Annotated in this window: 26 protein-coding genes and 1 tRNA gene; 18 read left to right on the top strand and 9 right to left on the bottom strand. The window is 62.9% G+C overall.

Annotation, left to right across the window (positions count from 1 at the left end; genetic code table 11):
- Nucleotides 1–70: 70 nt before the first annotated feature.
- From JQ641_RS32895 to JQ641_RS32880, 4 genes are all read left to right on the top strand, one after another.
- Nucleotides 71–1,099: an HlyD family secretion protein gene (locus JQ641_RS32895; RefSeq protein ID WP_212000407.1), complete on the top strand. Its 1,029-nt coding sequence runs from the start codon at nucleotides 71–73 to the stop codon at nucleotides 1,097–1,099.
- Nucleotides 1,096–2,703, top strand: coding sequence for an MFS transporter (locus JQ641_RS32890; RefSeq protein ID WP_212000405.1), 1,608 nt, complete (start codon nucleotides 1,096–1,098; stop codon nucleotides 2,701–2,703). The genes JQ641_RS32895 and JQ641_RS32890 overlap by 4 nt, the downstream gene beginning before the upstream one ends.
- A 67-nt stretch (nucleotides 2,704–2,770) precedes the next feature.
- Nucleotides 2,771–3,367, top strand: coding sequence for a TetR/AcrR family transcriptional regulator C-terminal domain-containing protein (locus JQ641_RS38555; RefSeq protein ID WP_212000403.1), 597 nt, complete (start codon nucleotides 2,771–2,773; stop codon nucleotides 3,365–3,367).
- Nucleotides 3,368–3,389: 22 nt separating this feature from the next.
- Nucleotides 3,390–4,421, top strand: a complete 1,032-nt coding sequence (locus tag JQ641_RS32880) for a TetR/AcrR family transcriptional regulator C-terminal domain-containing protein (RefSeq protein WP_212000400.1) — start codon at nucleotides 3,390–3,392, stop codon at nucleotides 4,419–4,421.
- Here JQ641_RS32880 and JQ641_RS32875 read toward each other — a convergent pair.
- Nucleotides 4,418–4,930 (bottom strand): Lrp/AsnC family transcriptional regulator, encoded by a 513-nt coding sequence (locus tag JQ641_RS32875; protein ID WP_212000399.1) that lies wholly within the window; start codon nucleotides 4,928–4,930, stop codon nucleotides 4,418–4,420. The genes JQ641_RS32880 and JQ641_RS32875 overlap by 4 nt on opposite strands.
- 134 nt (nucleotides 4,931–5,064) lie before the next feature.
- On the opposite strand from JQ641_RS32875, the gene ald reads away from it, so the two are divergent.
- The gene (ald, locus tag JQ641_RS32870; protein ID WP_212000396.1) at nucleotides 5,065–6,162 is read left to right on the top strand and encodes an alanine dehydrogenase; all 1,098 of its coding nucleotides are present in this window, start codon (nucleotides 5,065–5,067) and stop codon (nucleotides 6,160–6,162) included.
- Nucleotides 6,163–6,312: 150 nt separating this feature from the next.
- Nucleotides 6,313–7,107, top strand: coding sequence for an adenylate/guanylate cyclase domain-containing protein (locus JQ641_RS32865; RefSeq protein WP_212000394.1), 795 nt, complete (start codon nucleotides 6,313–6,315; stop codon nucleotides 7,105–7,107).
- Between the two features lie 63 nt (nucleotides 7,108–7,170).
- Here JQ641_RS32865 and JQ641_RS32860 read toward each other — a convergent pair whose 3' ends face one another.
- Nucleotides 7,171–8,004, bottom strand: coding sequence for a FadR/GntR family transcriptional regulator (locus JQ641_RS32860; RefSeq protein WP_212000392.1), 834 nt, complete (start codon nucleotides 8,002–8,004; stop codon nucleotides 7,171–7,173).
- 140 nt (nucleotides 8,005–8,144) lie between these two features.
- Here JQ641_RS32860 and JQ641_RS32855 point away from each other — a divergent pair, with 140 nt between their 5' ends.
- From JQ641_RS32855 to JQ641_RS32845, 3 genes are read left to right on the top strand one after another with little or no spacing between them, the layout of a single operon-like run.
- Entirely contained in the window at nucleotides 8,145–9,143 is a 999-nt protein-coding gene (locus tag JQ641_RS32855; RefSeq protein ID WP_212000388.1) for a TRAP transporter substrate-binding protein, read from the top strand.
- A 2-nt stretch (nucleotides 9,144–9,145) separates the two neighbouring features.
- Nucleotides 9,146–9,634, top strand: coding sequence for a TRAP transporter small permease (locus JQ641_RS32850; protein ID WP_212000386.1), 489 nt, complete (start codon nucleotides 9,146–9,148; stop codon nucleotides 9,632–9,634).
- Complete coding sequence (locus tag JQ641_RS32845; RefSeq protein ID WP_212000385.1) at nucleotides 9,631–10,929, top strand: TRAP transporter large permease; 1,299 nt, start codon at nucleotides 9,631–9,633, stop codon at nucleotides 10,927–10,929. Before JQ641_RS32850 ends, JQ641_RS32845 begins: the two co-directional genes overlap by 4 nt.
- A gap of 67 nt (nucleotides 10,930–10,996) precedes the next feature.
- Here the strand turns inward: JQ641_RS32845 and JQ641_RS32840 are convergent, their stop codons facing one another.
- Nucleotides 10,997–11,791 (bottom strand): hypothetical protein, encoded by a 795-nt coding sequence (locus JQ641_RS32840; protein ID WP_212000383.1) that lies wholly within the window; start codon nucleotides 11,789–11,791, stop codon nucleotides 10,997–10,999.
- A 280-nt stretch (nucleotides 11,792–12,071) separates the two neighbouring features.
- Nucleotides 12,072–13,067: an AraC family transcriptional regulator gene (locus JQ641_RS32835; RefSeq protein WP_502755019.1), complete on the bottom strand. Its 996-nt coding sequence runs from the start codon at nucleotides 13,065–13,067 to the stop codon at nucleotides 12,072–12,074.
- A 126-nt stretch (nucleotides 13,068–13,193) separates the two neighbouring features.
- On the opposite strand from JQ641_RS32835, the gene JQ641_RS32830 reads away from it, so the two are divergent.
- Nucleotides 13,194–13,730, top strand: a complete 537-nt coding sequence (locus JQ641_RS32830) for a carboxymuconolactone decarboxylase family protein (protein WP_212000381.1) — start codon at nucleotides 13,194–13,196, stop codon at nucleotides 13,728–13,730.
- Between the two features lie 42 nt (nucleotides 13,731–13,772).
- Nucleotides 13,773–14,276, top strand: coding sequence for a YkgB family protein (locus JQ641_RS32825; RefSeq protein ID WP_212000379.1), 504 nt, complete (start codon nucleotides 13,773–13,775; stop codon nucleotides 14,274–14,276).
- Nucleotides 14,277–14,537: 261 nt separating this feature from the next.
- On the opposite strand, the gene JQ641_RS32820 is transcribed toward JQ641_RS32825, so the two are convergent.
- Nucleotides 14,538–14,613 (bottom strand) — tRNA-Ile (locus JQ641_RS32820).
- 149 nt (nucleotides 14,614–14,762) lie between these two features.
- Nucleotides 14,763–15,755 carry a Bug family tripartite tricarboxylate transporter substrate binding protein gene (locus JQ641_RS32815; protein WP_502755018.1) on the bottom strand — a complete coding sequence of 331 codons (993 nt, stop codon included), beginning with the start codon at nucleotides 15,753–15,755 and terminating at the stop codon, nucleotides 14,763–14,765.
- A 122-nt stretch (nucleotides 15,756–15,877) separates the two neighbouring features.
- Between JQ641_RS32815 and JQ641_RS32810 the strand changes: the two genes are divergently transcribed.
- Nucleotides 15,878–16,858, top strand: a complete 981-nt coding sequence (locus JQ641_RS32810; RefSeq protein ID WP_212000375.1) for a TAXI family TRAP transporter solute-binding subunit — start codon at nucleotides 15,878–15,880, stop codon at nucleotides 16,856–16,858.
- Nucleotides 16,859–16,985: 127 nt separating this feature from the next.
- Here JQ641_RS32810 and JQ641_RS32805 read toward each other — a convergent pair whose 3' ends face one another.
- The gene (locus JQ641_RS32805; protein ID WP_212000372.1) at nucleotides 16,986–18,197 is read right to left on the bottom strand and encodes an ABC transporter substrate-binding protein; all 1,212 of its coding nucleotides are present in this window, start codon (nucleotides 18,195–18,197) and stop codon (nucleotides 16,986–16,988) included.
- Nucleotides 18,198–18,404: 207 nt separating this feature from the next.
- On the opposite strand from JQ641_RS32805, the gene JQ641_RS32800 reads away from it, so the two are divergent.
- Genes JQ641_RS32800 through JQ641_RS32790 form a run of 3 tightly spaced genes read left to right on the top strand, consistent with a single transcriptional unit; the run spans nucleotide 18,405 to nucleotide 22,623 of the window.
- Entirely contained in the window at nucleotides 18,405–19,517 is a 1,113-nt protein-coding gene (locus tag JQ641_RS32800) for a molybdopterin-binding protein (protein WP_212000370.1), read from the top strand.
- A 13-nt stretch (nucleotides 19,518–19,530) separates the two neighbouring features.
- Nucleotides 19,531–21,477 (top strand): molybdopterin biosynthesis protein, encoded by a 1,947-nt coding sequence (locus tag JQ641_RS32795; protein ID WP_212000359.1) that lies wholly within the window; start codon nucleotides 19,531–19,533, stop codon nucleotides 21,475–21,477.
- Between the two features lie 15 nt (nucleotides 21,478–21,492).
- Entirely contained in the window at nucleotides 21,493–22,623 is a 1,131-nt protein-coding gene (locus JQ641_RS32790; RefSeq protein ID WP_212000357.1) for an FAD-dependent monooxygenase, read from the top strand.
- A 158-nt stretch (nucleotides 22,624–22,781) separates the two neighbouring features.
- On the opposite strand, the gene mobA is transcribed toward JQ641_RS32790, so the two are convergent.
- Entirely contained in the window at nucleotides 22,782–23,405 is a 624-nt protein-coding gene (mobA, locus tag JQ641_RS32785; RefSeq protein ID WP_349628659.1) for a molybdenum cofactor guanylyltransferase MobA, read from the bottom strand.
- On the bottom strand, nucleotides 23,395–24,285 hold the full coding sequence (locus tag JQ641_RS32780) for a formate dehydrogenase accessory sulfurtransferase FdhD (RefSeq protein WP_212000353.1): 891 nt from the start codon (nucleotides 24,283–24,285) through the stop codon (nucleotides 23,395–23,397). The genes mobA and JQ641_RS32780 overlap by 11 nt, the downstream gene beginning before the upstream one ends.
- Before the next feature lie 93 nt (nucleotides 24,286–24,378).
- On the opposite strand from JQ641_RS32780, the gene mobB reads away from it, so the two are divergent.
- The 3 genes from mobB to JQ641_RS32765 are packed head-to-tail and all read left to right on the top strand — an operon-like array spanning nucleotide 24,379 to nucleotide 26,445.
- On the top strand, nucleotides 24,379–24,906 hold the full coding sequence (gene mobB / locus JQ641_RS32775) for a molybdopterin-guanine dinucleotide biosynthesis protein B (protein ID WP_212000351.1): 528 nt from the start codon (nucleotides 24,379–24,381) through the stop codon (nucleotides 24,904–24,906).
- Nucleotides 24,907–24,912: 6 nt separating this feature from the next.
- Nucleotides 24,913–26,166, top strand: coding sequence for a molybdopterin molybdotransferase MoeA (locus JQ641_RS32770; protein WP_212000350.1), 1,254 nt, complete (start codon nucleotides 24,913–24,915; stop codon nucleotides 26,164–26,166).
- A 42-nt stretch (nucleotides 26,167–26,208) separates the two neighbouring features.
- Nucleotides 26,209–26,445, top strand: coding sequence for a sulfurtransferase TusA family protein (locus JQ641_RS32765; RefSeq protein ID WP_212000343.1), 237 nt, complete (start codon nucleotides 26,209–26,211; stop codon nucleotides 26,443–26,445).
- Nucleotides 26,446–26,689: the final 244 nt, after the last annotated feature.

The raw sequence follows: 26,689 nt of genomic DNA, 5'->3' as shown, positions 1-26,689 counted from the left end.
ATCCATCCCTTGACTGGTAACGATCATTACCATAAACGTCAAATGGTAACACCCATTACCGGAGGCCGTCATGCAGCGTAACAGGAAGAAGACGATCGGCTTGCTGCTGTGTCTTGGCGCGGTGGTGATCGTGGCCACCGGATGGAGGGCGCGCTCGATCGGCGAGACCTCGACCGACAATGCGTATGTCCGCGGCGACGTGACCTCCATGGCCCCGAAGGTTGGCGGCTATGTCACGGCCCTCGAGGTCGAGGATAACCAGACCGTCCAGGCGGGTGACATCCTGTTCCGGATCGACGACCGGGACTATCGCGCAAAGCTTGCGCAGGCGGTGGCCAATGTCGAAGCGGCCCAGGCTCGCCTCACCAATGTCGATGCGGACATCCAGCTTCAGCACGCGCTGGTTCGGCAGGCCGAAGCCCAACGACGTTCGACCGTGGCCGAGAAGATTCTGGCGAGCAAGGCCTCCGATCGCCGCCGCGAACTTATCCGCACCAATGCCGTCAGCCAGGCCGCGGTCGATGAAAGCGACGCGGCGCTATCAAGGGCCGAGGCGGGTGTGTCGGCGGCGTCGGCGATGGTGGAGGCCCAGCACCAGCGAATTGCCGTCCTTGCCACCCAGCGCGAGGCGGCCGTTGCGGCCGTGGCGCAGACACAGGCCGCGCGCGATCTCGCCCAGATCGATCTCGACAACACGGTGGTACATGCGCCGGTCAGCGGCGTGATCGGCAACCGCCAGGTCCGCATCGGCAGGCTGGTCGCGCCGGGCACCCCGTTGCTCGACATCGTTCCGGTCAAGGACGTCTGGGTGGTGGCGAACTTCAAGGAAACCCAGATCGAACATATCCAGCCCGGCCAGCGCGTCCGCATCAAGGTCGACGGCTACCCGAATGAGACGATCGAAGGCCTGGTAGACAGCTTTGCGCCGGGCAGCGGGTCCGCCTTCAGCCTGCTTCCGGTAGACAATGCGACAGGCAACTTCATTCGTGTCGTTCAACGCGTACCGGTGAAGATCCGGTTTGCCAGCAACCCGTTGCCGGGCCGCCTCGTGCCCGGCCTGTCCGCACGCGTCGAGGTCGACCGGAGGAGCGGCTCATGACCGCTGTAGTCGCCGATACGCCGAGCCGCGACAGATCTGCGACCGGATCGCTTCTTGTCGTGGGTGTCGTGCTTGCGACGCTGACGGAGGCGATCGCAGGTACCGTGCTGTCGCTTGGGCGCGGCTATATCATCGGCGACACCTATGCAACTCCCGATGAGGCCGCCTGGCTCGACATCGGGTACACCGCGTCGAAGCTGATCGGGTTCATGACCGCCTCCTGGCTGATGAGCCGTGTCGATCCGCACAAACTGATCATCGGCGCAACGCTGGTCATGGGGGCGGCATGCGGCATTGCCGTCATCACAGCCCGGCTGGACCTGTTGATAGCACTCCGCATGATACAGGGCTTCGCCGGCGGCACCTTGCTTATCAGCGGCCAGGCGATCATTTTTCTCGCCTATCCGCGCGCCCACCAACCGATCCTTCAAGCCCTGTTTGCGATGGGATCGGTCGTCGCCCCCGCGACCATTGCCCCGGCTCTCGAGGGATGGTTGATCGACAGCCAGTCCTGGACATGGATTTTCGTCAGCGTCGTTCCGGTGGCCCTGGCAGCGGCCGGCGTCTTGTTGATTTCGGACGCCCCGAAGCCCGCCGCGGCCGTGCGCCGTCCGTTTGACTGGATCGGCTTCTCGCTGATGTCAGTCGCATTTTTCTGCCTCGCCTATGTCCTCAGTCAGGGCAACCGATGGCGCTGGTTCGAGGAACCTCACATCCTGTGGATCACGGCCCTCGGCGTCGCCGCCTTGCTGATCTTTCTCGGCCATCAGGCGATCGCCAAAGGGCGGGGCCTGCTCGATTTCACCCTGTTCCGGACGGAGGATTTTTGCTTCGCCTTCATTGTCAGTTTCGTCGCCGGCGCCGCATTGTTCGGCAGCGGATACCTGATCCCGTCCTTTGCGGTATCCGTTCTCGCATTCAGGCCTACCGACGCCGGCCTGCTGTTGTTGCCAAGCGGCGCATTGTTCGTCGGCACGCTTTTCCTGGCGGCCTTCCTCTTCCAGGTTCGCCGCGTTCCTCCGGTCGCTACAGTGCCCTTTGGAATCCTCTTGATCATGCTTGCGATGTGGATGCTATCAGGATCGACCAGCGAAAGCGGTGCGCACGACATGATGGCCGCCATCATGTTGCGCGGCTTCGGGCTTGGTTTCCTGTTTCTGTCCATCGTGCTGATCGCTTTCACGAACCTCAATGACCACAACCGTGCGTCCGGCATCGGTCTCTTCAATGCCGGCCGCCAGCTTGGCGGTCTGATGGGGGTGGCCGGACTCCAGACACTGATTGACCATAACGTCGCCGGCAATGTTGCGGTGCTCGGCGCCAGCGTCACCGCGGGCGTTCCTGCGGTCAGCGAGCGGCTGACGGCGATGACAGCCATGCTCGCGGCGCGGGGAATGGACGCCGTGGCCGCCAGCCGGGCTGCCACGAGCCTGCTGGGCAGGGCCGTCACCGGCCAGTCCACCGTGATCGCCTTCGACACCGCGTTCAATGCCGTCGCGTTGCTGTTCGTCATCGCCGCGCCCGTGCTCGTCTCCATCAAGATCGGATTCCACCGCTACGCCAAAGCGCACGCAGCGCAGTCATCCCGGAGCAAGGAGCCCTAACATGAGACGTTCCACGTCCGCTCGATCGGACAATGCTGAATCGAGGCCGGACATTCGCTCCGACATCGTGTCGGCGATCAGCGCAGTGCTCGCTGATCCCTGCGATACGCCCGCCGGCCTCAATGGAATTTTTCATCGCAGCGGATATTCGGAAGGCGATATCTGGGCGGCATTCGAAGGTATCGACGATCTCGTCGTCGCGGTTGCCGAGCACGAAGCCCTGTACATATCGCAGCCATTGGTGAGGAGGGTGCGTCCAAATACCCTTGACGATGTGCGCGATACCCTTGTCGCCTTCGGCCTGGTTGCCTCGCGAGAATATTCGACCACCCTGGTCGGCTTCATCCGGATGATGATGGCCGAAGTTGCGCGCAACCCTTCTCTCAAGAGGCGGGTCTACGAGGCAGGGTCGGAGATCGTCACAAGGAGGCTGCGGGAGTTTCTGTCGGACACCAATGAAAGAGGGATCCTGTCGATATCGGACGCGCAGGTATGCGCCGAGCAATTGATGGGACTGCTGAGGGAGCCGCTCTACCAGGCATTGATGCTGAATCCTGTGACCAGCCAGAACGGGACAACCGCCGACCGCGTCAAGGCCGGCGTTGAAAGGTTCCTGCATGGATGTGCAAGCGCGAGGAGCGCCAGATATGAACGCGCCATTTGATACGGCCCGCGCGGGACGGTCCTTGCTGGCGCGGAGCAGCGACAGCCCATCGAGCCTGAAGGTCGTCGACGATGTCCCGTCGGATCTGGCCAACTGCGCCGACGAGCATGGCTCGCTGGTGACGGTCGAGCCCGTCGACTGGATCATTTGCTTCGTCCCCGGCCTGAAACGGCAATGGTGGCATCGGTTCGTCCATCACAAGCATAAGCACGTCTTTGCCATGCGGCCGACGAACACCGGGAGCTGGCTGCTCGTGGAGCCGTGGTGGACCCGCATGATGGTGACGATCCTGCCGCCGGCCGATGCCGTCAAATTTCTGCGGTGGGGTGGGACGGGCGATATCCTTCGCGTCCGCGAGCAGGTCCCGGGCAGAGCGAGCCAGATGCGCGGCTGGTCGAATTGCGCTGTTATCACGGCGTTCGTGCTTGGGCGGCCGAGTTGGACATGGACGCCGCACGGTCTCTACAAGGAACTGCTCCGCGAGAAGACAACGCGGCGCGAGAACGTGGAGCAGCTTCTGGTCGACCAGTTCGCTAAGGTCGTCAGCCAGTACTCGTCCAATGCACTGAGTGTCAGTGCCGACCAGCTTTCCCTGCCGCTCAGGGAACTGCTCATCATCATCGGGCGCAATCTTCTCGAGACGATGATGACGCCGGCCTTGCTGGAGGTTTGTTACACCGCCATCCTCGAAGCGGACCGCTACCCGAATGCGACGCGGGTCTACGCGCAGCATGGCCCAAAGCGGGCCATCGCCGTCCTGACAAAAATTCTTGCAAGAGCGAAGCAGGCCGGCGAGATCGATCTTGCGGATTGCGAAGCCGGCGCCCGCCAGTTTCTCGGCATGCTCTATGGCAACATTCACCTGGAAGCTGTGCTCCAGCTCGGCGCGATACCAACGCTTTCCGAGATCGATCTGCGCGCCCGCACCGCGGTGAAAGTTTTTCTAGACGGCGCCGGGCCCGACGAGACGGCAATCCTCGAACGACCGGTATTGCGCAAAGACGGCGGGTCGTTGCCGATGGCTACCCGCCGGGCTTGGGTCTACCTGCGTTAGCCGGCCTGTTTTCTGGTTGGCTTCCGTGCTGGACGCCCCGGTTTTCCGAAGATCGCCGGGGGGACCGCGCGATCGATGATCTCGCGAAGGGCGAAATTCGACTGGATGCGCGAGACGTGCGGCAGGCGCGACAGTTCGGTCCGGTGAATTCTCTCGAAGTCTTCGATGTCGCGCGCCAGCACGATCAGGAGATAGTCGTCGTTTCCCGACATCAGAAACGTGCGGATCACCGACGGGCAGTTGACGACGGCGGCTTCGAACGATTTCAGCGCCTCGTCGCTTTGGCTGTTGAGCGCGATTCTGACCAGCACCGTCGTGTTGAGGCCGAACCGGCCCGGATCAAGGATGGCCTGATAGCCTCTGATATATCCTTCGTCTTCCAGCGCGCGTTGCCGCCGCGCGATCGCGGTGCTCGAAAGTCCCACCCGGTCCGCCAGTTCGGTATGACTGACCCGCGCGTTGGCGCTGAGTTCGGCGAGAATGGTCATGTCGATCTTGTCGTGGTCCATATGTTTAAAATCCTGCGCCATAGTGCCAAGCAGCGTTGAATTTCTGCACTATTTGCCGGTATGCGCGCAAGTTTGCTGAGAAACAACCGCGGTTCCCTCCTAGAAAAGAGGCGTGCCATACAGCGGAGGTTGCCATGAAGGTCGGGGTGCCCAGGGAGATCAAGACGCACGAATATCGTGTCGGTCTGACGCCGGGGGCCGTTCGCGAATATGTGGCGGCGGGGCACAGCGTCGTCGTCGAAACCAATGCCGGCGCCGGCATCGGCGCGACGGATGACGCTTATCGCAAGGCCGGCGCTACTGTGCTGGACTCCGCCCGCGAGGTGTTTGCGTCCAGCCAGATGATCGTCAAGGTCAAGGAGCCTCAAGCTTCGGAATGGTCGCAGCTGCGGCAAGACCAGATTCTCTTCACATACCTGCACCTGGCACCGGATCCCGAGCAGGCCAAGGGCCTCATCGAGTCCGGATGCACCGCCATCGCCTATGAGACCGTGACGGACGCCCATGGCGGCCTGCCGCTGCTGGCGCCGATGAGCGAGGTGGCGGGCAGGCTTGCGATCGAAGCGGCCGGCGCGGCCTTGCGGCGGCATGCGGGAGGCCGGGGCCTCTTGATCGGGGGCGTGCCGGGCGTGCAGCCGGCACGCATCGTGGTGATCGGAGGCGGAGTCGTGGGGACGCACGCGGCACGCATGGCGGTCGGCCTCGGCGCCGAGGTCAGTATTCTCGACCGTTCGATCGGCCGCCTCCGCGAACTGGACGAACTGTTCGAGGGGCGTGCTCGCACGAGATTCTCGACCATCGACAGCATTGAGGAAGAGGTGTTCGCCGCCGACGTCGTGATCGGCGCGGTGCTCGTCCCGGGAGCGAGCGCGCCGAAACTGGTGACGCGGAATATGTTGGGTTCGATGCGCAAGGGCGCTGTGATCGTGGATGTCGCGATCGACCAGGGCGGCTGCTTTGAGACATCGCACCCGACCACCCATGCCGATCCAACCTTTGAGGTGGAGGGCGTCATCCACTACTGCGTCGCCAACATGCCGGGCGCTGTGCCGCTGACCTCCAGCCAGGCGCTGAACAATGCGACGCTGCCTTTTGGCCTCGCGCTCGCCAACAAGGGATTTGCGGCCGTGCTGGAGAATCCGCATTTGCGCGCTGGTCTGAACGTCTACCGGGGCCGGCTGACCTGCGAGCCGGTGGCCAGAAGCCTCGGCATGCCGTTCTCACCGCTTTGACTCGAAGCTGACATCGCAGCCCGGCGAACGTGAATTGACGCGAGGGCCGTCGGCAAATCCCCGATTGGAAGTACTGTTGCCAACGCAGGAATGTGCGACTACGCTTTACCTCTGGTAGACCCAAACGGTCTTTCGATTGGCCGCACGTTCATGCCCAAGTTCCTTCGCATTGGAGTCCATCAGTCGAACGTTTCCGGATACACGTCCAAGGCATGGTGTATTCGACGCGTTGGCTCGGCGGTTTTCCTGAAGTGGGGCGCCGTGGAGGTCCATGGCGCCGGAGATGGGCGAAAGGTTTTCTGGACGCTTCCACCGAGGGTGAAAACCGTTCGTTGCGGTACGGCGCAGCGTGCCATGGACTATGCAAAAGCCGCGATCGCGCGGCGACGTAGCCATCGCTATGAACCGCTGCCGGGCCCCATTGCGATGCGGCGCCGATCGGCCGGCCGTGGCGCCGAACCCGAAAAGGCGCTCGCCACGATCCTGTTTGTCGATATCGTCCGGTCCACCGAAAAAGCCGCGCGGCTTGGCGATGCCCGCTGGACGCAGGTGATGAGTCACTATTACGTCGCCGTCCGCAGAGAGCTGAAGACCCTGCGCGGCAAGGAAGTCGTGACCACGGGGGACGGACTGCTCGCGACCTTCAAGGCGCCGGCTGCCGGGGTCCGTTGCGCGACCGCGATCCGCGAGGCCGTGCGCACGCTGGGGCTGGAGATCAGGGTGGGGCTGCATGCGGGCGAATACAAAGTGAGCGGGGCCGAGATGGTCGGTCTCGCGTTTCACATCGGCGCGCGCGTCGCCGCGAAAGCGCGTGCCGGCGAAGTCCTGGTCTCGAGCGCGGTCAAGGATCTGATGTCGCAGTCGGGAATCCTCTTCAAGGATCGCGGCGTTCATCGACTGAAAGGCGTGCCGGAGCGATGGCGCCTGTACCGGGTCGAACATTAAGGCGTCCCGAAAGATCGGGCACCGGTTTTGCCTTGACGGTTTGTGCCTCGCGCCTGGTGCGATTCAGGAGGCTTTTGCAATGCCTCCAGCGCGCGGAGATTTGGATCCGATTTTCCCTTTCTTCGCTAATCCGGCTTTCTCCTTTCCGGGCGCAAGCATCTGCACCAGATCCGAATCCGATGTCCGCATGAGATCGACGACGGCCTGATAGGCGCGATGCGGTTCGCGCGCGATGATGGCATCGCGCACGGCACGGTGTTCGGGCAGGCATTGCTGATTGTGGGCGCTGCCGATGACGCGGAAGCCCGCGATCAACGCTGGCTCCAGCAAGCGTCCGACCGGCCAGAAAAACTCGTTGCGGGTGGCAAGGTAGATGGCCTGATGAAATCGGAAGTCGGCGGCAACCCAGGCCTCGAGGTTATCCGTCGAGGCGGCCATGTCTTCATACGCGCGATGCAAACGTTCGAAGTCCTCGAACGTCGCGTTAACGGCGGCGAGTGACGCAGCCGCCGGTTCCAATGCGTGGCGGAATTCCGATAATTTCATCAGGAAGGGGCCGATATCGCCCATCGCCAGCAGCCAATCGAGCAGCGCCGGATCAAGGAAATTCCACTGCGCGCGCGGATTGATCACGGTGCCTACCTTCACGCGCGGCGTCACCATGCCGTTCGCGGTAAGAAGGTTGATCGCCTCGCGCAAAACGGTCCGGCTCACGCCCAGTTCGCGACAGAGCTCGGGTTCAACGGGAATATTCGAGCCGGGTTGGTAATCCCCAGCCAGGATGCGCAATCCGATCGCCCTTGCGATCTGCAGCGTGCGCTTCTCGGACGGCGCGCCTTTAGGTTCGCGGCTGGCAATCTTCGTCTTTGTTTTTCCGAGCGTCTGCTTGCGCGCCATCGCGCTGATCCTCCGTCGATGTTGACCGGTCGTCGCTCGCGATTCGGTTTGATATTATGAATCATCATTGACGGCAATCCATTCATATGATCAATAAGAAAATAAAAAAACTCAAATCATTGCACTCCGGGGAGAGAGACATGAGCGTATTGCCGTCCTTTCGTTCTCTATTTGCCGGTCTCGTCGCACTTTTGGCGGCATCGGCAGTCGCATCCGCGCAGGAGATCACGCTGCGCGTCGGCCACGACCAGCCCGTCGGCAGCATGTACGACGAAGGTCACAAGATGTTCAAAAAGCTCGTGGAGGAGCGCAGCAACGGCCGCATCCGCGTCAACGTCTTTCCAGCCGGACAACTCGGCGCGGAAGTGGCGATGCTGGAAGGCGTGCGCCTCGGCACCCTCGACATGTCGTCGTGCAGCGCAGCCAACGCGGCGACCGTCATTCCCGAGCTTGGCCTGCTGAGCGTCTCTTACCTGTTCAACGATCGCGCGCATGTCGCACGCGTCATCAACGATCCGAAATTCAGCGAGCAGATCGACGCAATAGTCGCCGGCAAGAGCCTCGGCCTCAAGCGGATAGGCTACTACACGTCCGGCGTGCGCAATATCTACAGCCGCAAGGGTTCGGTGGCCGGTCCCGAGGATCTGACTAACGTGAAGATCCGCGTGCAGAACAACCCGGTCGAAGTCACCATCTGGAAGGCGTTCGGCGCGATTCCGACGCCGATGAATTTTGGCGAAGTCTATCAGGCGCTGCAATCGGGCGTGATCGACGCCGCCGAAAACGGTCTCGCCGTGATCGAATCGAACAAGCACTACGAGGCGGCGAAATACATCAGCCAGACCGAGCACCAATACGGCATCAATCCGGTGTTCATGAACGAGCGCAAGCTCAACTCGCTGCCCGCCGATCTCAAGGCGATCGTCCTTCAGGCCGCGATCGACGCCTCCGTCCACGAGCGCATGAAGGACGATGAGTTCGTGGATGCGGCGGTCGAGGGGCTGAAAACCAAGGGCGCGGTGCTGACCAAGCCCGACAAGGCCAAGTTCATCGCCCTCGTAGCGCCGATCCAGGACAAGGTGGCCGGCGACATCAAGGCGGTGCCGCTTCTGGAAACCATCCGCAGCCAGAAGAAGTAAGCATGCCCTGGCCTGAGCGACTGTTTGCCCGGATCGAGCAGGGGCTGTTGCCGCTGCTCGCGCTGCTTCTCGCTTTCACCACGGTGGGCGTCTTCATCCAGGTCCTGATGCGTTTTCTGTTCGCGAAGTCGTTCCTCTGGGGCGAGGAGCTGTCGCTGTTCGCATTCATCTGGTGCGTGTTCCTCGGCACCGCGATCGTCTCGATGCGGCGGACGCACTTCGCCTTCGATGCGCTGGACGGCGTCCTGCATGGGCGCGCGTTGTATCTGCAGCAACTCATTATCAACATATGCATGCTGATCGTAGCGTGGGTCATGACAGTCGAGGGCTGGTACTTTTCGGTTGTCAGCCTCCAGCGCCTCTCGCCCGCGCTCGGCATCACGCTTTTCATCCCGACCATCATTATTCCCGTGGCTGGCGCACTGATGATGCTCGTCAACGTTATCGATATCACGCGCTGCTGCCGCCGTCTCTGGACCGGAACGCAATGACCCATCCGCTCACGCTCTTGATGGTTTCGCTTACCCTTCTCCTCGTCATCGGCGTCCCCATCTCGTTCTCGCTCATTCTCTCCTCGCTGTTCGTCATCTGGTACGCCGACCTGCCGACGGTGCTGGCGGTGCAGCAGATGTTCACGGGCATCAACGCATTCACGCTGCTGGCGCTCCCGTTTTTCTTCCTCGCCGGCAACATCATGACCGATGGCGGGATTTCCGAGCGGCTGGTGAAGCTGGCCATGTCCCTTGTCGGCCATCTGCGCGGAGGGCTCGCGCATGTAAACGTCGTGGTCGGCATGTTCATTTCAGGCATTTCCGGCAGCAGCACCGCGGACGCCGCGGCGATCGGCTCGATCTTCTGCCCGGCGATGAAGAAGCGGGGCTATGACGAGCGCTTTACGGTCTGCCTCACAGCCTGCACATCGACGATGGGTGCGGTGATTCCGCCGTCGATCCTGATGGTCATCTATGGCGCGACCGCCAACGTCTCCATCGGCGCCTTGCTGATCGGAGGCATCCTGCCGGGCGTGCTGATGGGCTTGTCGCTGATGATTCAGACGCACTTCTTTGCGATCAAATACGACTTTCCACGAGAGCATCCGAAGTTTCTTGGGTTCCGCGCGATCTGGGACGGCGTCAAGGCGGCAAGCTGGCCGCTCGGCGTGCCCATTATCGTGGTTGCGGGCATGATCGGCGGCGTATTCACGCCGACGGAATCGGCGGCCGTCGCGGCGGTCTATTCGCTGTTTATCACGTTGTTCGTGTTTCGCAGCCTGACTTGGCGGCAGCTGCCTGCAATGTTCGGCGAGACCGTCACGCAGTTTTCGCAGGTGTTGTTCTGTCTCACGGGAGCCGTCCTGTTTGGCTGGTTGCTCGCCTACTATCAGGTCCCCGATATCGTCACCCAGTTCATGATCTCGTTTTCCCGGGACAAGTATGTGGTGATGTTCCTGATCGTCATCCTGAACATTCTGCTGGGCACTTTCATGGATGCCCTGCCTGCGATCCTGATCTTTGTTCCCATCATCAATCCGATCGCGATGCAGGTCGGGATCCATCCCGTGCATCTCGGCGTGATCGTGGTGATGACGCAGTCGTTCGGGCTTCTGACACCGCCCGTCGGCATGTGCGCGATGACGGCGTGCGCCGTGGGTGGCGTGCCGATGGCGAAGATTCAGGGGCTGCTACATATCATGATGATCCCGCTGCTGATCGTGATCCTGATCTGCGCCTTCTCGGAATGGACGGTCCTGGCGCTGCCACGACTGTTTACGCCGGGATGGGTGTAAGGCCAGGCCAGCGAATGCTCGACCTCAGCTAGCTGGGCATGACCCCACGGCGGACATTCAGGCACGGTCAATGTTGATGGCCAATTCCATTATTAGCGCATTCTGAGCTCTCACATGGCCAATGAAGCGCCAGAATGATCATTGCACTTGGGCGTAATACCGATTGTTTTTTGATCATCGCTGACTTGCCAAGATCAAGACAGATATTGACGATCAAGTAGGTGACCAATGGCTTGTCGCGCATTGGGAGACCATTGTTATCCAGCTGATATTTACCAAGAGCATATGTCGGGGTCGGCCAGGAGCCAGCAGTATTGTAAGCGCCTAGAACAAGCCTGTTCACGCAAGGGTGGCTCGTGGGCATCGGGTAAACAAGTGCCGGATAGGTCGGCTTTGATTGCTTGATTGCATAAATGCTTCCTTGGGACAAAGGCACCGGAGTAAGTCCGGTCAAAAACGACTGAACGCGATAACCACCAAACTTTCCTCCTTTCTCGGGAGAACTCAAATTTGTTCCATCTGTCTGTATTCCCACTTCACTGGATAACCAGTTGCTAGCGAATACTAGCGGCCGGGATGGAAGGCTTCCGACGTCAGACGGATTTTGGCTTATGTTTTCCTGGGCCAAGATCATATCAATCGCATTTGAAAGACCTTGTTGCGCTGAAAGGAATCTCTGCAAGTCGGTGTTGGGATCAGGAATTGTGAATTTCCCATTTGCATTAAACTGAGGGATCAAACGCATTAAGCCTTCCGGGCTGCACAACAATTCTGACTGCGCGGACAAAGCAGCTGCACTGGAAAGAGATGAAGCTGACACTGCGACGGCGAGGAGAGCAGTCCTAATAGAAAAAATAAACACGGCCGAGACTCTCCGAATCCGAACCGCACGAACCTTGCGTTTTTCCCGCGCTTTGGCAAGGCAAGCAGCGGTCGCGAGCAGCAGATGGCCTGCCTTGTTTCTTCGGACCAGTATTAGCTTGTGCAAACACCGACCAGGTACCGACTTCGAGCGGGCGAGCGCTGGCCATCGATCATCAACGAAATGCGATTGCACTTCGCGTTGCTGAGCAGACCGCATTCTGACCAAGGAGCGGGATCGTCCGCCACGCAACGGCCGCTAATGGGGCAAAGCGCGGATGCTAACCCTTCGCTTCCTCAGTCTTCCCTTCGACAGCTGCTGCGCGCTTTGCGAACACGCCCCTGGCAGGCAGCTCCTGCATCTTGCGCCACTGCGCCGGAGTGACGCCCATGTGGCTCTTGAAGGCGCGCTGGAAGGCCGCTTCGGATTGATATCCGACCGCCTCCGCCACAGCGCCGGTTGAAAGCATGGGGTTCTTGAGTTCGTTGGCCGCGAGCGTCATGCGGATGTCGGTCAGGAGGTCACTGGCCGATCTTCCCAGCTTCTCCTGAAACTGCCGCGCGAGCGTCGCTCGCGACATGTTGGTGAGGCGCGCAAGGTCAGGCAGCGACCATGCGCGTGCGGGCTCGTTGAAAAGAGCGGCCACCGCCGGTGCCAAGCGGGGATGACCGGCCAGGGCAAGAAGGCCCCGCGGGGAAACCTGGGTTTCGCTCGCGAGGCGTAGCACAAGCGCGAACATTGCCGTCGACAGCGCGTTCAGCATGGCGCGGCCGCCCATGCGATCGTCCGCCGACTCGCTCCGCATCAGCGAGACGAGGCCCGCGAGTTGCGCAGCCGTTTCCTTCTGCCCGGCGAAGGGCCCGACATGCACGACGAGGCGCGGCGGCAGATAGCTGCGCAGCAGGCGGTCGTGCGGCGGAGCGACGGCGAAGTGTCCGCACAATAGATCGAGCCGCTCCTCCGAACCGTGATTTTCGCTGATCGTGAAGTTGAGGGCCGCGCGGTTGCGGGACGGCAGCGGCGTGGCCCCGCTGCCGTCGTGCATCACGTGCCGCGGGTTGCCTGGAAGCAGCAGGATGTCGCCGGCGTTCAGCTGCAGCGGTCGGCCGCCCGCCGGATCTTCCAGCATCGCGGAGCCGGCGAGCACGGCGTGGTACGGGATTTCGTTGGCCTCGCCGGGCCCCTGGTCGATGCGCCAAGGGGGGCCGTAAGAGCAGCGCAGGTCGAGCCGCCCGCGCACCGGCATCATTTCAAACAGCCGGCTGAGCCAATCCACGGCGCCCCCTAGCATCATACTTGAGACGATAGAGCATATAATCGAGGTTATGTAACATTCAACGTCTCAAATCTCGATCCTATAGTCGCTCCGCAATCGTTCACCAACGAAACCAAGGAGCGTCCCATGTCACGTCTTTCAGTCCCGAACCTCGAATCCGACGCCGGCGGGTCGGGCCAGATCTATGCCGAGATCAAGCAGGCGATCGGCAGCGTGCCGAACACGTTCGCGGCCATTGCCGCGCACGGCCCTGCCGCCCTCAAATCGGTCCTCGCCGCCGATGCCGTCCTCGCTGCAGGCAGCCTGACCAAGCGCGATCAGGAGATTATCAAGCTCGTCATCAGCGCCTCCGGCGGCTGCGACTATTGCGTCGCCGCCCACAGTCACCTCGCCAAGCTAGCCGGCGTGAAGCCGGAGGTACTGAAGCAGATCCGCGAGGGCCAACCTACCGGTGACGCCAAGCGCGATGCACTGGTCGGCTTCGTCCGCAAGCTTGCGCAGTCCAGCGGCACCGTCAGCTACGAGGATTTCGCGGCGATTAAGGCGGCCGACTACAGCGACGCTCAGTTGGTGGAGATCAGCCTGGCTTTCGCGACCACCGTCTTCACCAACGTCTTCAATCGCATCAACGACACCGAGATCGACTTCCCCGCGGTCGCGTGAAGCGACTGCTCCAGATCACACCTCTCTGAAAGGATCACGACCATGACCACGCTTGCCAATACCGCTCAATCTCCACTTGTCCGTGCGCTGCACCGGTCCGGCCTGCTTGCCGAGGATCTCGACTACCACGTTGTCCGCGCCTCGATGGTGATCATGTTCTTCTTCTTCGGTTACCAGAAGTGGTTTCTGTACGAGTTCGAACGACTGGTTCCCTTCATCGACAACGGGCCGCTGATCTGGTGGCTCTATCCGGTATTCGGCCACGCCGGCGCCAGCTACTTCCTCGGCGTCTCGGAGTGGACCTTTGGGTCCCTGCTGCTCGCAGGCTTCTGGGACAAGCGGCTCGGCATCCTAGGCGCGCTCGGCTCGACGGGCACCTTCATCGCGACGGTCACGATCATTCCGTTCATGCCGGAAGGCTGGGATGTTGCCGCGGGCGGATTCCCTGCGATGACGGGGAACGTTCCCTTCCTGATGAAGGACGTCGTTCTGCTCGCTGTTTCGTTCTATCTTCTGAGGCAGGACGTGGTTCGCCTGACGCGGTAACAGGATGGCACTCTGCTGATGGCGATGCGTCGCCGGGGAGCTTCCCGCTCGCCGGCGATCGCGCCGTTATGAGCGAGGCTGCGCCACGCGTAGCCCGAGGGGCTGTGGCTTGCCGAGCCGCAGCTCGCGGCCGCGCCCGCCTTCGCCTGATGAGTATTCCAGTCCGTCTTCGCTTTCGCTTCGCTCAAGCTACGCCGGACACCACGCTTCGCCCCTCGGCCTCCGCTTGGCTGCGCCACGCGTAGCCCGAAGGGCGAAGCGTGGTGGGCCCGGCAGGACTCGAACCTGCAACCAGACCGTTATGAGCGGCCGGCTCTAACCATTGAGCTACAGGCCCCGCCGCGAGCGGCCGTTTGAGGCGGCCGGCAACGGTGCGGGCATCGTTTACAGTGATGATCTCCATCCCGCAATGCGGTGATTGCAATCCCGCGATTGCGGTGATGACAATCCCGCAATTGCGGTGATGACGATCCCGCAATGCCGGGGTTAATCCACCGAAACGCCGGCAAATTCCACGACTTTGCGCCATTTCTCGGTCTCGCCGGCGACGAGCTTGCCGAATTCGGCTGGTGTCATCGGCTTGGGAATGCCGCCGACCTCGGCGAGCCGCGCCACCAGCTTGGGGTCCTTCAGCGCTTCGCCGACCGCCTTGTTGAGGATATCGATGACCTCCTGCGGCGTGCCCTTCGGCACCGAAATGCCGTAAAAACCGACGGACTCGAAGCCCGGCACGGTTTCGGCGATCGCGGGCACGTCCGGCACCGTCGGCCAGCGCTGCGGGGAGGTGACCCCGAGCGCGCGAACGGTGCCGCCCCGAACCTGTTCGAGCGCCGACGGCAGGTTGTCGAAGATCAACTGCACCTTGTCGGAAATGATGTCCGGAAATGCCAGCGCCGAGCCGCGATATGGCACGTGCAGCATGTCGCATTTGGTCATCGCCTTGAACAGTTCTGCCGACATGTGCACCGACGTGCCATTGCCCGATGACGCATAGGAGATCTTGCCGGGGTTCGCCTTGCAGTAGTCGATGAACTCCTGAACGGTTTTCGCCGGCGTCGCGTTCGACACCACGAACATGTTGGTGAGTTGCATGATGCTGGCGACCGGCGCGGTGTCGCGCAGGAAGTCGAACGGCAGTTTCTTGTAGAGCGAGGTCGAGATCGCGTTGTTGGGCGCGACGAACAGCAGCGTGTAGCCGTCCGGCGGCGAACTGATCGCCGCGGCCGCGGCGATATTGCCTCCAGAGCCGGTGCGGTTCTCGACCACGAATTGCTGGTTGAAGCGGTCCGACAACCACTGGCTCATGATACGCGCGACGATATCGACCGGGCCGCCGGCGGCAAAGCCGATCACCCATTTCACCGGGCGGTTAGGGTAGTCGGCGGCGGCGGAAGGGGAGGTGTTGGCCGCAAAGCTCAAAAGGCAAACCAGACCAAGCAATGCTTTTCGCGAAAATCGGATCATTATGCTTTCCGTCATTTTCTTGTTACCGTTGCGCCCATGCTTTCATAAAAGCCCGAGCTTGCCTACAACCTCCACTGGCGTTGATTGGTCATTCCTCGGGAGTAGACTTGCTCCTGGAAACATGCTTGAGGCCAAATATGAAACTCGCTCATATCGTCTGCGCCGGCGTTCTCCTGCTGGCAGGCGGCGCGGCGGCGCAAGATGGAGGCAAGACTGCAGGAGATATGGCCATTACAAAATCAACAATAAGCCTTGGGACCGCGACACCGGGCGGCGGCTTCCCGGTCTATGGCAATGCGTTCGCGGAAGTCCTGAACGCCGCCGATCCGACACTGTCGATCGAGCCGCGTAACACCAAGGGCAGCAGCGAGAACATTCCGTTGCTCGAGACGGACGGACTCGATATCGCGCTGGTGGCCGGGGAGCCTTCCTACGAAGCCTTCATGGGCATCGGGCGGGCGCCGACCAGGCTGAAGATCCTGACCGCGATGTATTCCAGCCCGGGCATGTTCGTGGTGCGCGCCGACAGCCCCTACAAGACCATTCGCGATCTCGTCGGCCAGCCGGTGGCGTTCGGCGCCAAAGGCTCGGGTCTGCCGATCCTGTCGCGCTACATGCTCGACGGCATCGGGCTGAAGCAGGACGAGGATTTCAAGTCGATCTATCTCGACCGCGCCGGCGACGGTCCGGCCATGGTGCAGGACGGCCGTGCCGCGGCGCTGTGGGGCGCGGGCATCGGCTGGCCCGGCTTCAAGAGCATGGCGGAAAGCCCCGGCGGCGCCCGCTTCATCGCGCCCGACGCCGGCGAGATCGCCAAGGTCCGCGCCAAGCATACCTTTCTCAAGCCGCTGACGGTGCCCGCCAACAGCTACCCGAACCAGCCGGCGGCGATCGATTCGATCGGCTCATGGAGTTTTGTCCTCGCGCGCGAAAGCCTGCCGGATGATGTCGCGTACCGGCTGGCGAAGACGCTGCACGGCGCGGAAGGGGCGTTGTGCAAGAAACTGCCGCAGGCCTGCGAGACAACGGCGGTGAACACCGCCGCCGCTGCGCCGAATGTGCAGCTGATCCATCCGGGCGTGCTGAAATACTTTCGCGAAGTTGGGGTGGTGAAATAGGGCGCTGCTTGTCCCAAACCGTCATGCCCGGCCTTGTGCCGGGCATCCACGTCTTTCTTCGTACGCATCAAAGACGTGGATGGCCGGGACAAGCCCGGCCATGACGATGTTTGATATTTGCGATGCCTTATTTCTTCGCCATCGCGCATGCCGGATCAATGGGCCCGAACGCCTCGTCGCCGGGGATCTTGGCCAGGATCTTGTAATAGTCCCACGGATATTTTGATTCTTCCGGCTTCTTGACCTCGACCAGCCAGAGGTCATGCACCATCAGATTGTCCTCGCGCAGCCTGCCGTTGCGGGAGAAGAAATCCTCGATCGGTTTTTCGCGCATCTTCGCCGCCACTTTCAGCGGCTCGTCGGTGCCCGCCTCCTTGATGGCGTTGAGATAAGATATGACCGAGGAATAGACGCCGGCCTGCCACATCGTCGGCATCCGGTTCATCTTGGCGAAATAGCGTTTCGACCATTCGCGGGTCTTGTCGTCCATGTCCCAGTAGAACGAGGTCGTCAGCAAGAGGCCCTGCGCCGCCGGCAATCCCAGCGAATGGATGTCGGTGATCAGCGCCAGCAATGCCGCCATCTGCTGGCCGCCCTTCAAGACGCCAAACTCCGAGGCGGTCTTGATCTCGTTCATGTTGTTGGGCGGGCCGGCGGCGATGCCGATGATCTTGGCCTTGGAAGCCTGCGCCTGCAGCACGAAGGACGACAAGTCGGGGGTCGCAAGCGGCGGTCGCACTGAACCCAGCACCTTGCCGCCATTGGCGGTGACCACCGCGGAGGCGTCGCGTTCGAGCGCGTGGCCAAACGCATAATCATCGGTGATGAAGAACCAGCTGTTACCGCCGCGCTTCACCACTGCCTGCGCGGTGCCGGCCGCGAGCGAGCGGGTGTCGATCACCCACTGCATCGCGTAGGGCGAGCAGAATTTGCCGTGGAAATCCGCAGACAGGGTCGAATGCGTGATGAACAGCTTCTTCTTCTCATTGGCGATGCCTTGCACCGCCAGCCCCACTGCCGATACCGGAACGTCAACGATCAGGTCGACCTGATCGACGTCGTACCAGCGCCGCGCGATGCCGCCGCCGATATCAGGCTTGAGCTGGTGATCGCCGACGACGATGCTGATCGGCTTGCCCAGCACCTTGCCGCCGAAATCGTCGATCGCCATCTGCGCGGCCGTGACCGAGCCCTGACCGGTTGGCGTCGCCGCCGGGCCGTTCATGTCGGTGAGAACGCCGATCTTGACGATGTCATCTGAAACTTGCGCAAGCGCGGCAGGCGACGCCAGCATCGCGGCCGCAAGCGCGCCAAGCATGGATAGGTTTTTGACGAGCATCCCCTCTTCTCCCTGTGAACAGGCACGTTGGCCGTGTGTGTCTTCAGGCGGTTGCTTTCCGCCAATTGGTCCCATCTGCAACTAAAGCCAATTGGTCCCAATTGCAACTAATTTGAGCCGGCGTCAACTTGGTCGGAAGGAGGGGGCCCGGCCGCCAGCGGTATCGGGTTCTGTTTATTTCCGACCCGATTCAGGGCATAGCGGGCCATGATTTCGCAACAGCGCCTTCCGACTTCGCTTACGCCGCTCGATGTGGCGCTCGCTGCCCTTTTGCACGGGGTCGAGCCGGTAACGCCGTCGGAACTGCCGCTAGCGGAGGCGCTGCGTTGTATTGCCGCCGACATGCCGCCATTGGGCGCGCTGCCCCCGCACGACATCGCCGCCAGCGACGGCTTTGCACTATGCGCCCGCGATCTCGTCGGCGCGTCGTCCTATTCGCCATTGCCATTGACGGCGTTGCCGGTCTGGGTCGAAGTCGGCGACGCCATGCCTGATGGCTGCGATTGCGTGCTCGATGCCGATTCCGTCGAGCTATCAGGCCCGATGCCGCAGGTGCTGGCGGAAGCGATCCCGGGGCAGGGTGTGCGCCGGGCCGGTGGTGACATTGCCGCTGGCAGCAGTGTGGTCGAGGCCGGGCGGCGCGTGCTGGCACGTGACCTCATGATCGCGCGGGCGGCGGGAATTGAACGGCTGAAGGTGCGGCGGCCGCGCCTGCGCATCGTCAATTTGCCCGGCGGCGCGGTGACGTCGGATCTGATCGCGGAGAGCGCGCGCACCGCCGGCGCCGATGTGGTGTCCGTTGCCGCTGTTGGCCGCGATGCCGCATCGATTGTCGCGGCGATCGACGTCGGCGCGTGCGATCTGCTGCTGATTGTCGGCGGCAGCGGCGTCGGCCGCACCGACGCGACGGTGACGGCATTGGCCCGATGCGGCGAAGTCATCGCTCATGGCATCGCCGTGCAGCCCGGCCGCACCTCGGCGGTCGGCCGCATCGGCAACACGCCCGTGGTCGCGCTGCCGGGCGCGCCCGATCAGGCGTTCGCGGCGTGGTGGACGCTGGCGTTGCCCGCACTCGACCGGCTGTCGGGGCGGCGGCCGCGCAAGACGCTCAATCTGCCGCTGGCGCACAAGATCGCCTCCGGGGTTGGCATTGCGGAAGTCGTGCTGTTGGAGCGAAAAGCGGGAGCCTGGGTGACGCTGGCGGTCGGGGAACTGTCGCTCGATGCGATCGCCCGCGCCGAGGCTTGGTTAACCGTGCCGGGCGCCGCGGAAGGATTTGCGGCAGGCAGCGGCGTCGATGGCTATATGCTGCGGGAATGATATGGATGCCGGCATGACCACGCCCTCGCCGAAAGACCGTGAACCCGTCGATCAGGACCAGTTCTTGATCATCCTGTCGCGCGAGGAAGCGCTGGCGCGGTTTGAAGCCGCGCTGTTTCCGCGCGCGGTGCCCAGCGAGCAGTGGGCGCTCGCGGACGCACTCGGCTGCGCGTTGGCCGAAGATGTCGTGGCGCCGATCGACGTGCCGCCGTTCGATCGTTCCAACGTCGATGGTTTTGCGGTGCGTTCCGCCGATCTCGCTTCATCAGGCGAAGCAACGCCGGTGCGGATGATGCTGAATGACGAGGTGATCGCCTGCGGCACCGCGCCGACGCGGCCGGTGCTATCGGGAACCGCCACGTCGATTGCGACCGGCGGTCCGGTGCCACGCGGCGCCGATGCCATCGTTATGGTCGAGCACACCCAGCCGTCGGGAACCCGCGCGATCGAAATTCGCCGCGCCGCTTCGCCCGGTCAGTTCGTGTCCTATGCCGGCTCCGACATCGCGCGCGGCGAGGTGCTGCTGCGCGCCGGCACTATGATTGGCTCGCGCGAGATCGGGATGCTGGCGGCCTGCGGCATCGCGCAAGTTGCCGTCGCGCGCCCGCTGCGCGTCGCCATCATCTCGACCGGCGACGAACTGGTGCAGCCGGGTTCGCCGCTGCGGCCGGCCGCGATCTACGACACCAACGGCGCGATCGTCACCGCGGCGATATCGGAGAACGGCGGCGAGGCGATATTTCTGGGCGCCATTCCCGACGACGAGGCGCAGCTTGAATCTGCGATGCGCAGTGCGCTGCAAATCAGCGACATGCTGGTGCTCTCGGGTGGCACCTCGAAAGGTGCGGGAGATGTGACCCACCGCATCATCGCGCGGCTCGGTCAGCCCGGCATTATTGCGCATGGCGTCGCGCTGAAGCCGGGCAAGCCGCTCTGCCTCGCGGTTTGCGACGGCAAGCCGGTGGTGATTCTGCCGGGATTTCCGACCTCGGCGATGTTCACCTTCCACGACATGATCGTGCCGGTGCTGCGGCGCATGGCGGGCCTGCCGCCACGTTTGGACGCCAAGGTCAGCGCCAGAATTCCGGTGCGGATCGCCTCCGAACTCGGCCGTACCGAATTCGTCATGGTCTCGCTGGTCGAGGGAGCGGACGGTCTGATCGCCTATCCCACCGGCAAGGGCTCGGGCGCAATCACCTCATTCGCGCAGGCCGATGGTTTTCTGCGCATCGATGCGCTGGCCGACCAGATGCCGGCAGGCACTGATGCCGAAGTGACGCTGTTCACGCCCCATGTGCGGGTGCCAGATCTCGTGATCGTCGGCAGCCACTGCACCGGGCTCGATCTTGTCACCGCGCCGCTGGCGCGCACCGGGCTCTCGGTACGTTCGATCGCGGTCGGCAGCCTCGGCGGATTGGCGGCGGCCAAGCGCGGCGAATGCGATTTCGCGCCGATCCATCTGTTCGATGACAAGACCGAAACCTACAACACGCCATATCTCACCGACGGACTTGAACTGGTGCCGGGCTGGCGGCGGATGCAGGGCATCGTGTTCCGCAAGGGCGATGCGCGCTTCGAGGGCCTGGGCGCCGAGGCCGCGGTGCGTGCGGCGCTCGCCGATCCCGCCTGCATCATGGTCAACCGCAACCAGGGCGCCGGCACGCGCATCCTGATCGACCGGCTGCTGGCGGGGGCGAAGCCCGACGGTTACTGGAATCAGCCGCGCTCGCACAACGCGGTCGCCGCCGCCGTGGCGCAGCATCGTGCCGACTGGGGCATGACCATCGCGCCGGTGGCCCATGCGTCCGACCTGGGTTTCATTCCCTTTGCCGAAGAGCATTATGATTTCGCGCTGGTGACGGCGCGCAAGCAGCGGGCGGCGGTACAGGCTTTTCTCGACGCGCTGGCGTCGGAAGAAGGCCGCGCGGCACTGGAAAGAGCCGGGTTCCGACCGGCCTGAAATGGCGGGGAGGCGATGACGCGGCGTCTTTCGATTGCAATCATCGGCGCCGGCATGGGCGGCCTCCCTTCGGCCGCGGCGCTGCGCCGGGTCGGCATCGACGTCACCGTCTATGAGCAGGCCTCGCAATTCGCGCGGCTCGGCGCCGGCATTCAGATCGGCTGCAATGCCATGAAGGTGCTGCGCGGCCTGGGGCTCGAGGAAAAGTTGCGCAGCCAGTCGTTCTATCCACGCTCCTGGAATAACCGCGATTGGAAGACCGGCGAAGTCAAGTTCGACATGATCTTTGGCGAGAGCGCCGAACAGAAGTTTGGCGCGCCCTATCTGCTGGCGCATCGCGGCGATCTGCATGCAGCGCTGGCGAGCGCCGTTCCCGATGAATGCGTCAAGCTCGGCCATAAGCTGGTCGGGCTTGACGAGACCAGCGATGGCGTCCGACTCACTTTCGCGAATGGTGAAACCGCGGTCGCTGACGCGGTCATCGGCGCCGATGGCATTCACTCTGTCGTGCGGGACATATTGTTTGAGACCTCGCCGGTGCACTTTACCGGGCGCATCGCTTACCGAACCACTTATCCGGCCGCATTGCTCGGCGGCGAAAAAATCGACGACTGCACCAAATGGTGGGGCGAGGACCGGCACATCGTCATCTACTACGTCAAGCCGGACCGCAGCGAAATCTATCTCGTCACCAGCCAGCCGGAGCCGGAATTCCGGATCGAGTCGTGGTCGGCCAAAGGCGACGTCAGGGAATTGCGCAAGGCTTTCGTGGGCTTCGATCGCCAGGTCGAGCAGGTGTTGGCCGCGTGCCCGGACGTGCACAAATGGGCGATCGTCGATCGCAATGCGCTGGAACGCTGGGGCGAGGGCAAGGTGACGCTGCTCGGCGACGCCTGCCACCCGATGACGCCCTACATGGCGCAAGGCGCGGCCATGGCGATCGAGGACGCCGCCGTGCTGTCACGCTGTCTCGACGGCGTCGAGCGCGATGGCGTGCCGGATGCGTTTCGAAGATTTGAGGCAACCCGCAAGGACCGAACCGCGCGGATCCAGCAGACCTCGCGAACCAATACCTGGCTGAGCGGAAAGACCGATACCGATTGGGTCTATGGCTACGACGCCTGGACCGTGCCGCTGGCGGCGTGAATTTGCGGGGGGCGTGAACTCCGATCGTGTCCCGGACGCGGTGCAGCGCATCTCGCGCTGCTCCGCAGAGCCGGGACCCATCGCCGCCGCGACTTAGTGATGGATGGGCCCCGGATCAGCAGCGCATCACTTCGTGCTGCGCAGCATCCGGGGCACGCTCAACCCCCATCCAGCGCCGCCAGCCGGTCCGCTTCCGCAATGTCATCCATAGTGTTGGCATTGAAGAACGGGTCGAGCGGTTCGACTGGCCAGGTCACCGTGGCGAGCCTGTAGCGCGCGGTCCAGCGGTCGATCTTCCTGACGTCTTCTACGACCAGCGCGTGGCGGAGTTGTTCGCGCAACGCCACGCTCCACAGGCCGATCACCGGATGCGACTGGCCGTCGGATGCGGCGACCGCAAGCTCTGCGTTCTCGTCGCGTAGCGCCGCAACGAGACGCACCACGAGATCGCGCGGCAGGAACGGGCAGTCCGCCGCGGCACTTAGCACCCACTTGACCTCCGGCCGGTTGGCCGCGGCCCAATCCAGCGCCGCCAGAATGCCGGCCAGCGGACCGGGAAAATCGGCGACGCCGTCCGCGATGACAGGCAGGCCGAACGCCGCAAAGCGCGCGGGATCGCCGTTGGCGTTGAGAATGAGGCCATCGCATTGCGGCTTCAGCCGCGTGATGACGCGGTCGAGGATGGTGCGGCCCCCGATGGTGCGCATCGGCTTGTCGCCGCCGCCCATCCGCCGCGCCAGGCCGCCTGCAAGCAGCACGCCTGGGATTAGTTCAGTCGTCACGGTCTTCGCCCTTGCGCTTGTGCCGCGCCGATTCCTCTTCGACAAAGGCAAGGTTCTGGTCGAACACGATGCGCTCCTGGCCTGACAGCGCGATGAAGCGTTTGCCGCGCGTGCGCCCGACCAGCGTCAGCCCGACCTGCCGCGCCAGCTCGACGCCCCATGCGGTAAAACCCGAGCGCGACACCAGGATGGGAATTCCCATCCGCACCGTCTTGATCACCATTTCGGAGGTCAGCCGTCCCGTGGTGTAGAGAATCTTGTCGCCGGGATCGACGCCGTGGCGATAGATCCAGCCCGCGATCTTGTCGACGGCGTTATGGCGGCCGACATCCTCGGTGTAGCAGACCGGCGTGCCTTGCTTGCACAGCACGCAGCCATGGATCGCGCCGGCCTCGAGATAGAGCGAGGGCATGGTGTTGATCGCATGCGTCATCTCGTAGAGCCAGGAGGTACGCAGCTCCGCCTTCGGCAGTGCGACGCTTTCCACGGCCTCCAGCAGGTCGCCGAACGCGGTGCCCTGCGCGCAGCCCGAGGTCTGCGTGCGCTTCTTCAGCTTGGCCTCGAAATTGGTGTGATGCTCGGTGCGCACCACCACCACCTGCAGGTCGTCGTCATATTCGACCTCGGTGACGACGTCGTCGTATTTCAGCATGTTCTGGTTCAGGAGATACCCGAGCGCGAGGTATTCCGGATAGTCGCCGATCGTCATCATGGTGACGATCTCCTGCGCGTTCAGGTACAGCGTCAGCGGCCGCTCCACCGGCACCCTGATTTCCACCGTGGCGCCGGTCTGGTCGGTCCCGGTGACGCGCTCGGTCAGCCTGGGATCATCAGGATTGGGCACGATCAGGGGGACGGGGGCTTTGTCGATCTTCATCATTTCCGCAGGTTAGCATGACTTTACCTGCCACCCGATATAAAGCACGTCAGGAGAAAGCCCAGCCCGGTTCCGGCTAGGGCTGCGGAGAATGCAATGAAAGTGATTGGCCTCGCGGGGTGGAGCGGCGCCGGCAAGACCACCTTGCTGGCGCGGGTGATCCCGCATTTGCTGAAAGACGGCCTGCGGGTTTCCGTGATCAAGCACGCCCATCATGCCTTCGACGTCGATATTCCCGGCAAGGATTCCTGGCGGCATCGCGAGGCCGGCGCCACCGAAGTTCTGGTGTCTTCCGCGCGGCGCTGGGCCCTGATGCATGAATTGCGCGGCGCCGAAGAGCCGCGTCTGCCGGAACTGCTGGCCCGGATGTCGCGGGTCGATCTCGTCGTCATCGAGGGTTTCAAGCGCGAGCCGCACCGCAAGATCGAGGTTTTCCGCGCCGCCAACGGCAAGCCGTTTCTGTTCCCCGATGATCCCGGCGTGGTCGGCCTCGCCACCGATACCGCGGTTGAAACCAGGCTTCCCACCGCCCATCTCGATGATATCGAGGCGATTGCCGCGATGATGCTGCGCTCGGCGATATCGGTCGAAGAGGTGCTGGCAAAGAGCGAAGCGGAGAGCTAATTCGCGATGGCGCAATTGTCCGACGATTGCTTTGCCTTCGGCGGTCCGATGATGTCGGTCGATGAGGCCGTCGGCATCATCGCTGCGCGGGTCACGGCCGTGCAGGAGGTCGAGACCGTCGCGCTCGCCAATGCCGATGGACGCGTGCTCGCGAAGGATGTTTCGGCGCCGCTGCCGCTGCCGCCTTTCACCAATTCCGCCGTCGACGGCTACGCGGTGTCGAGCCGCGATCTGCCCAAAGACAAGGAGCAGGCGTTTGCGGTGTCCGGCCGCGTGCAGGCCGGCGCTTCCGCTTCCGCGCCGATCAAGCCGGGCGAGGCGGTGCGCATCTTCACGGGTGCACCGATGCCCGACGGCGCCGACACCGTGTTCATGCAGGAAGATGTTCGCGTTGAGGACGGCAAGGTGGTGCTTCCGGCCGGGCTGAAGCCCGGCGCCAATGTACGTCCCGCGGGCGAGGATATCCCGTCAGGCCACGCAGCGTTGAAGGCCGGACAAAGGCTGCGGCCGCAGGATGTGGCGCTGGCAGCCGCATTCGGCCTGACCGAACTTGGCGTCAACAGGCGCATCCGCGTCGCGGTGTTCTCCACCGGCAATGAGCTGGTGTCGCCGGGCGAGCTACGCGCGGCGGCGCAGCTGTTCGATTCAAACCGTTTCATGCTGATGGCGATGCTGGCGCGGCTCGGCTGCGAGGTCAGCGACCTCGGCATTATCAGGGACGAACCCACCGCGCTCGCTGCCGCGCTGCAAAAGGTTGCCGGCGCCCATGATCTGATCCTCACCACCGGCGGCGTATCGACCGGCGAAGAAGATCACGTCAAGGCCAGCGTCGAAAGCGTAGGTTCGCTCGTACTGTGGCGAATGGCGATCAAGCCGGGGCGCCCCGTGGCGATGGGGATCATCGGCGGTACGCCGTTCATCGGCCTGCCGGGCAATCCGGTGGCGAGTTTTGTCACCTTCGCTCACGTGGTGCGGCCGACCATTTTTGCTTTGTCAGGCGCGCGGCAACAGAAGCTGGTGCCGATGCCGGTTCGCGCCGCCTTCGCGTACAAGAAGAAAATCGCCCGCCGCGAATATGTCCGCGTCACCCTGCGCAAGGCCGGGGATGGCGCGCTCGAGGCGATAAAATTTCCGCGCGAAGGGGCGGGGCTGTTGTCATCGCTGGTCGACACCGACGGGCTGGTCGAACTCGGCGAAGAGATCACGCTTGTCGCGCCTGGCCAGACCGTCGGCTTCCTGTCCTATGCAAGCCTGATCTGATGGCGCATTGACGATGCGCATCCGCTTCGCCATGTTCCCGGCATGACTACGACAAAGCTCGATCTCACCGGTCTCAAATGCCCGCTGCCGGCGCTGAAGACGCGCAAGGCGCTCAAATCGGTCAAGCCCGGCGAACGGCTTGAAGTCCACTGCACCGATCCGCTGTCGGTGATCGATATCCCGAATCTGATCCGCGAAACCGGCGACAAGGTCGAGATCACGGAGCGCGCGGAGACCCGCATCGTGTTTCTGATCGAAAAGGCGAACGGCGGAAACTAGGACGAGTCATTTTGAATTCGTATCGACCGATTGCAAAACCAAATCGATGCGTATTCCCTATCGCATCATGAGACAGCTTTATTGATCTTTAGATCGATTCCAGTTCTCATCCGCTGATCGGCAACGGCTGCTCCGACAGGAGGGGTGCCTTTGGGCGGAGAAGAGTACCGCCGCGCCATTGCGTGTCGCCTTAAATGCTTATCAAAACGCGACAATTCTCTTGGCATCTGGCATGCCACGAATT

It is taken from the genome of Bradyrhizobium sp. JYMT SZCCT0180 (assembly GCF_018130165.1).
GTDB lineage: Bacteria > Pseudomonadota > Alphaproteobacteria > Rhizobiales > Xanthobacteraceae > Bradyrhizobium.
The sequence above is the reverse complement of the archived record's forward strand: the minus strand, read 5'-3'. Positions and strand labels throughout refer to the sequence as shown.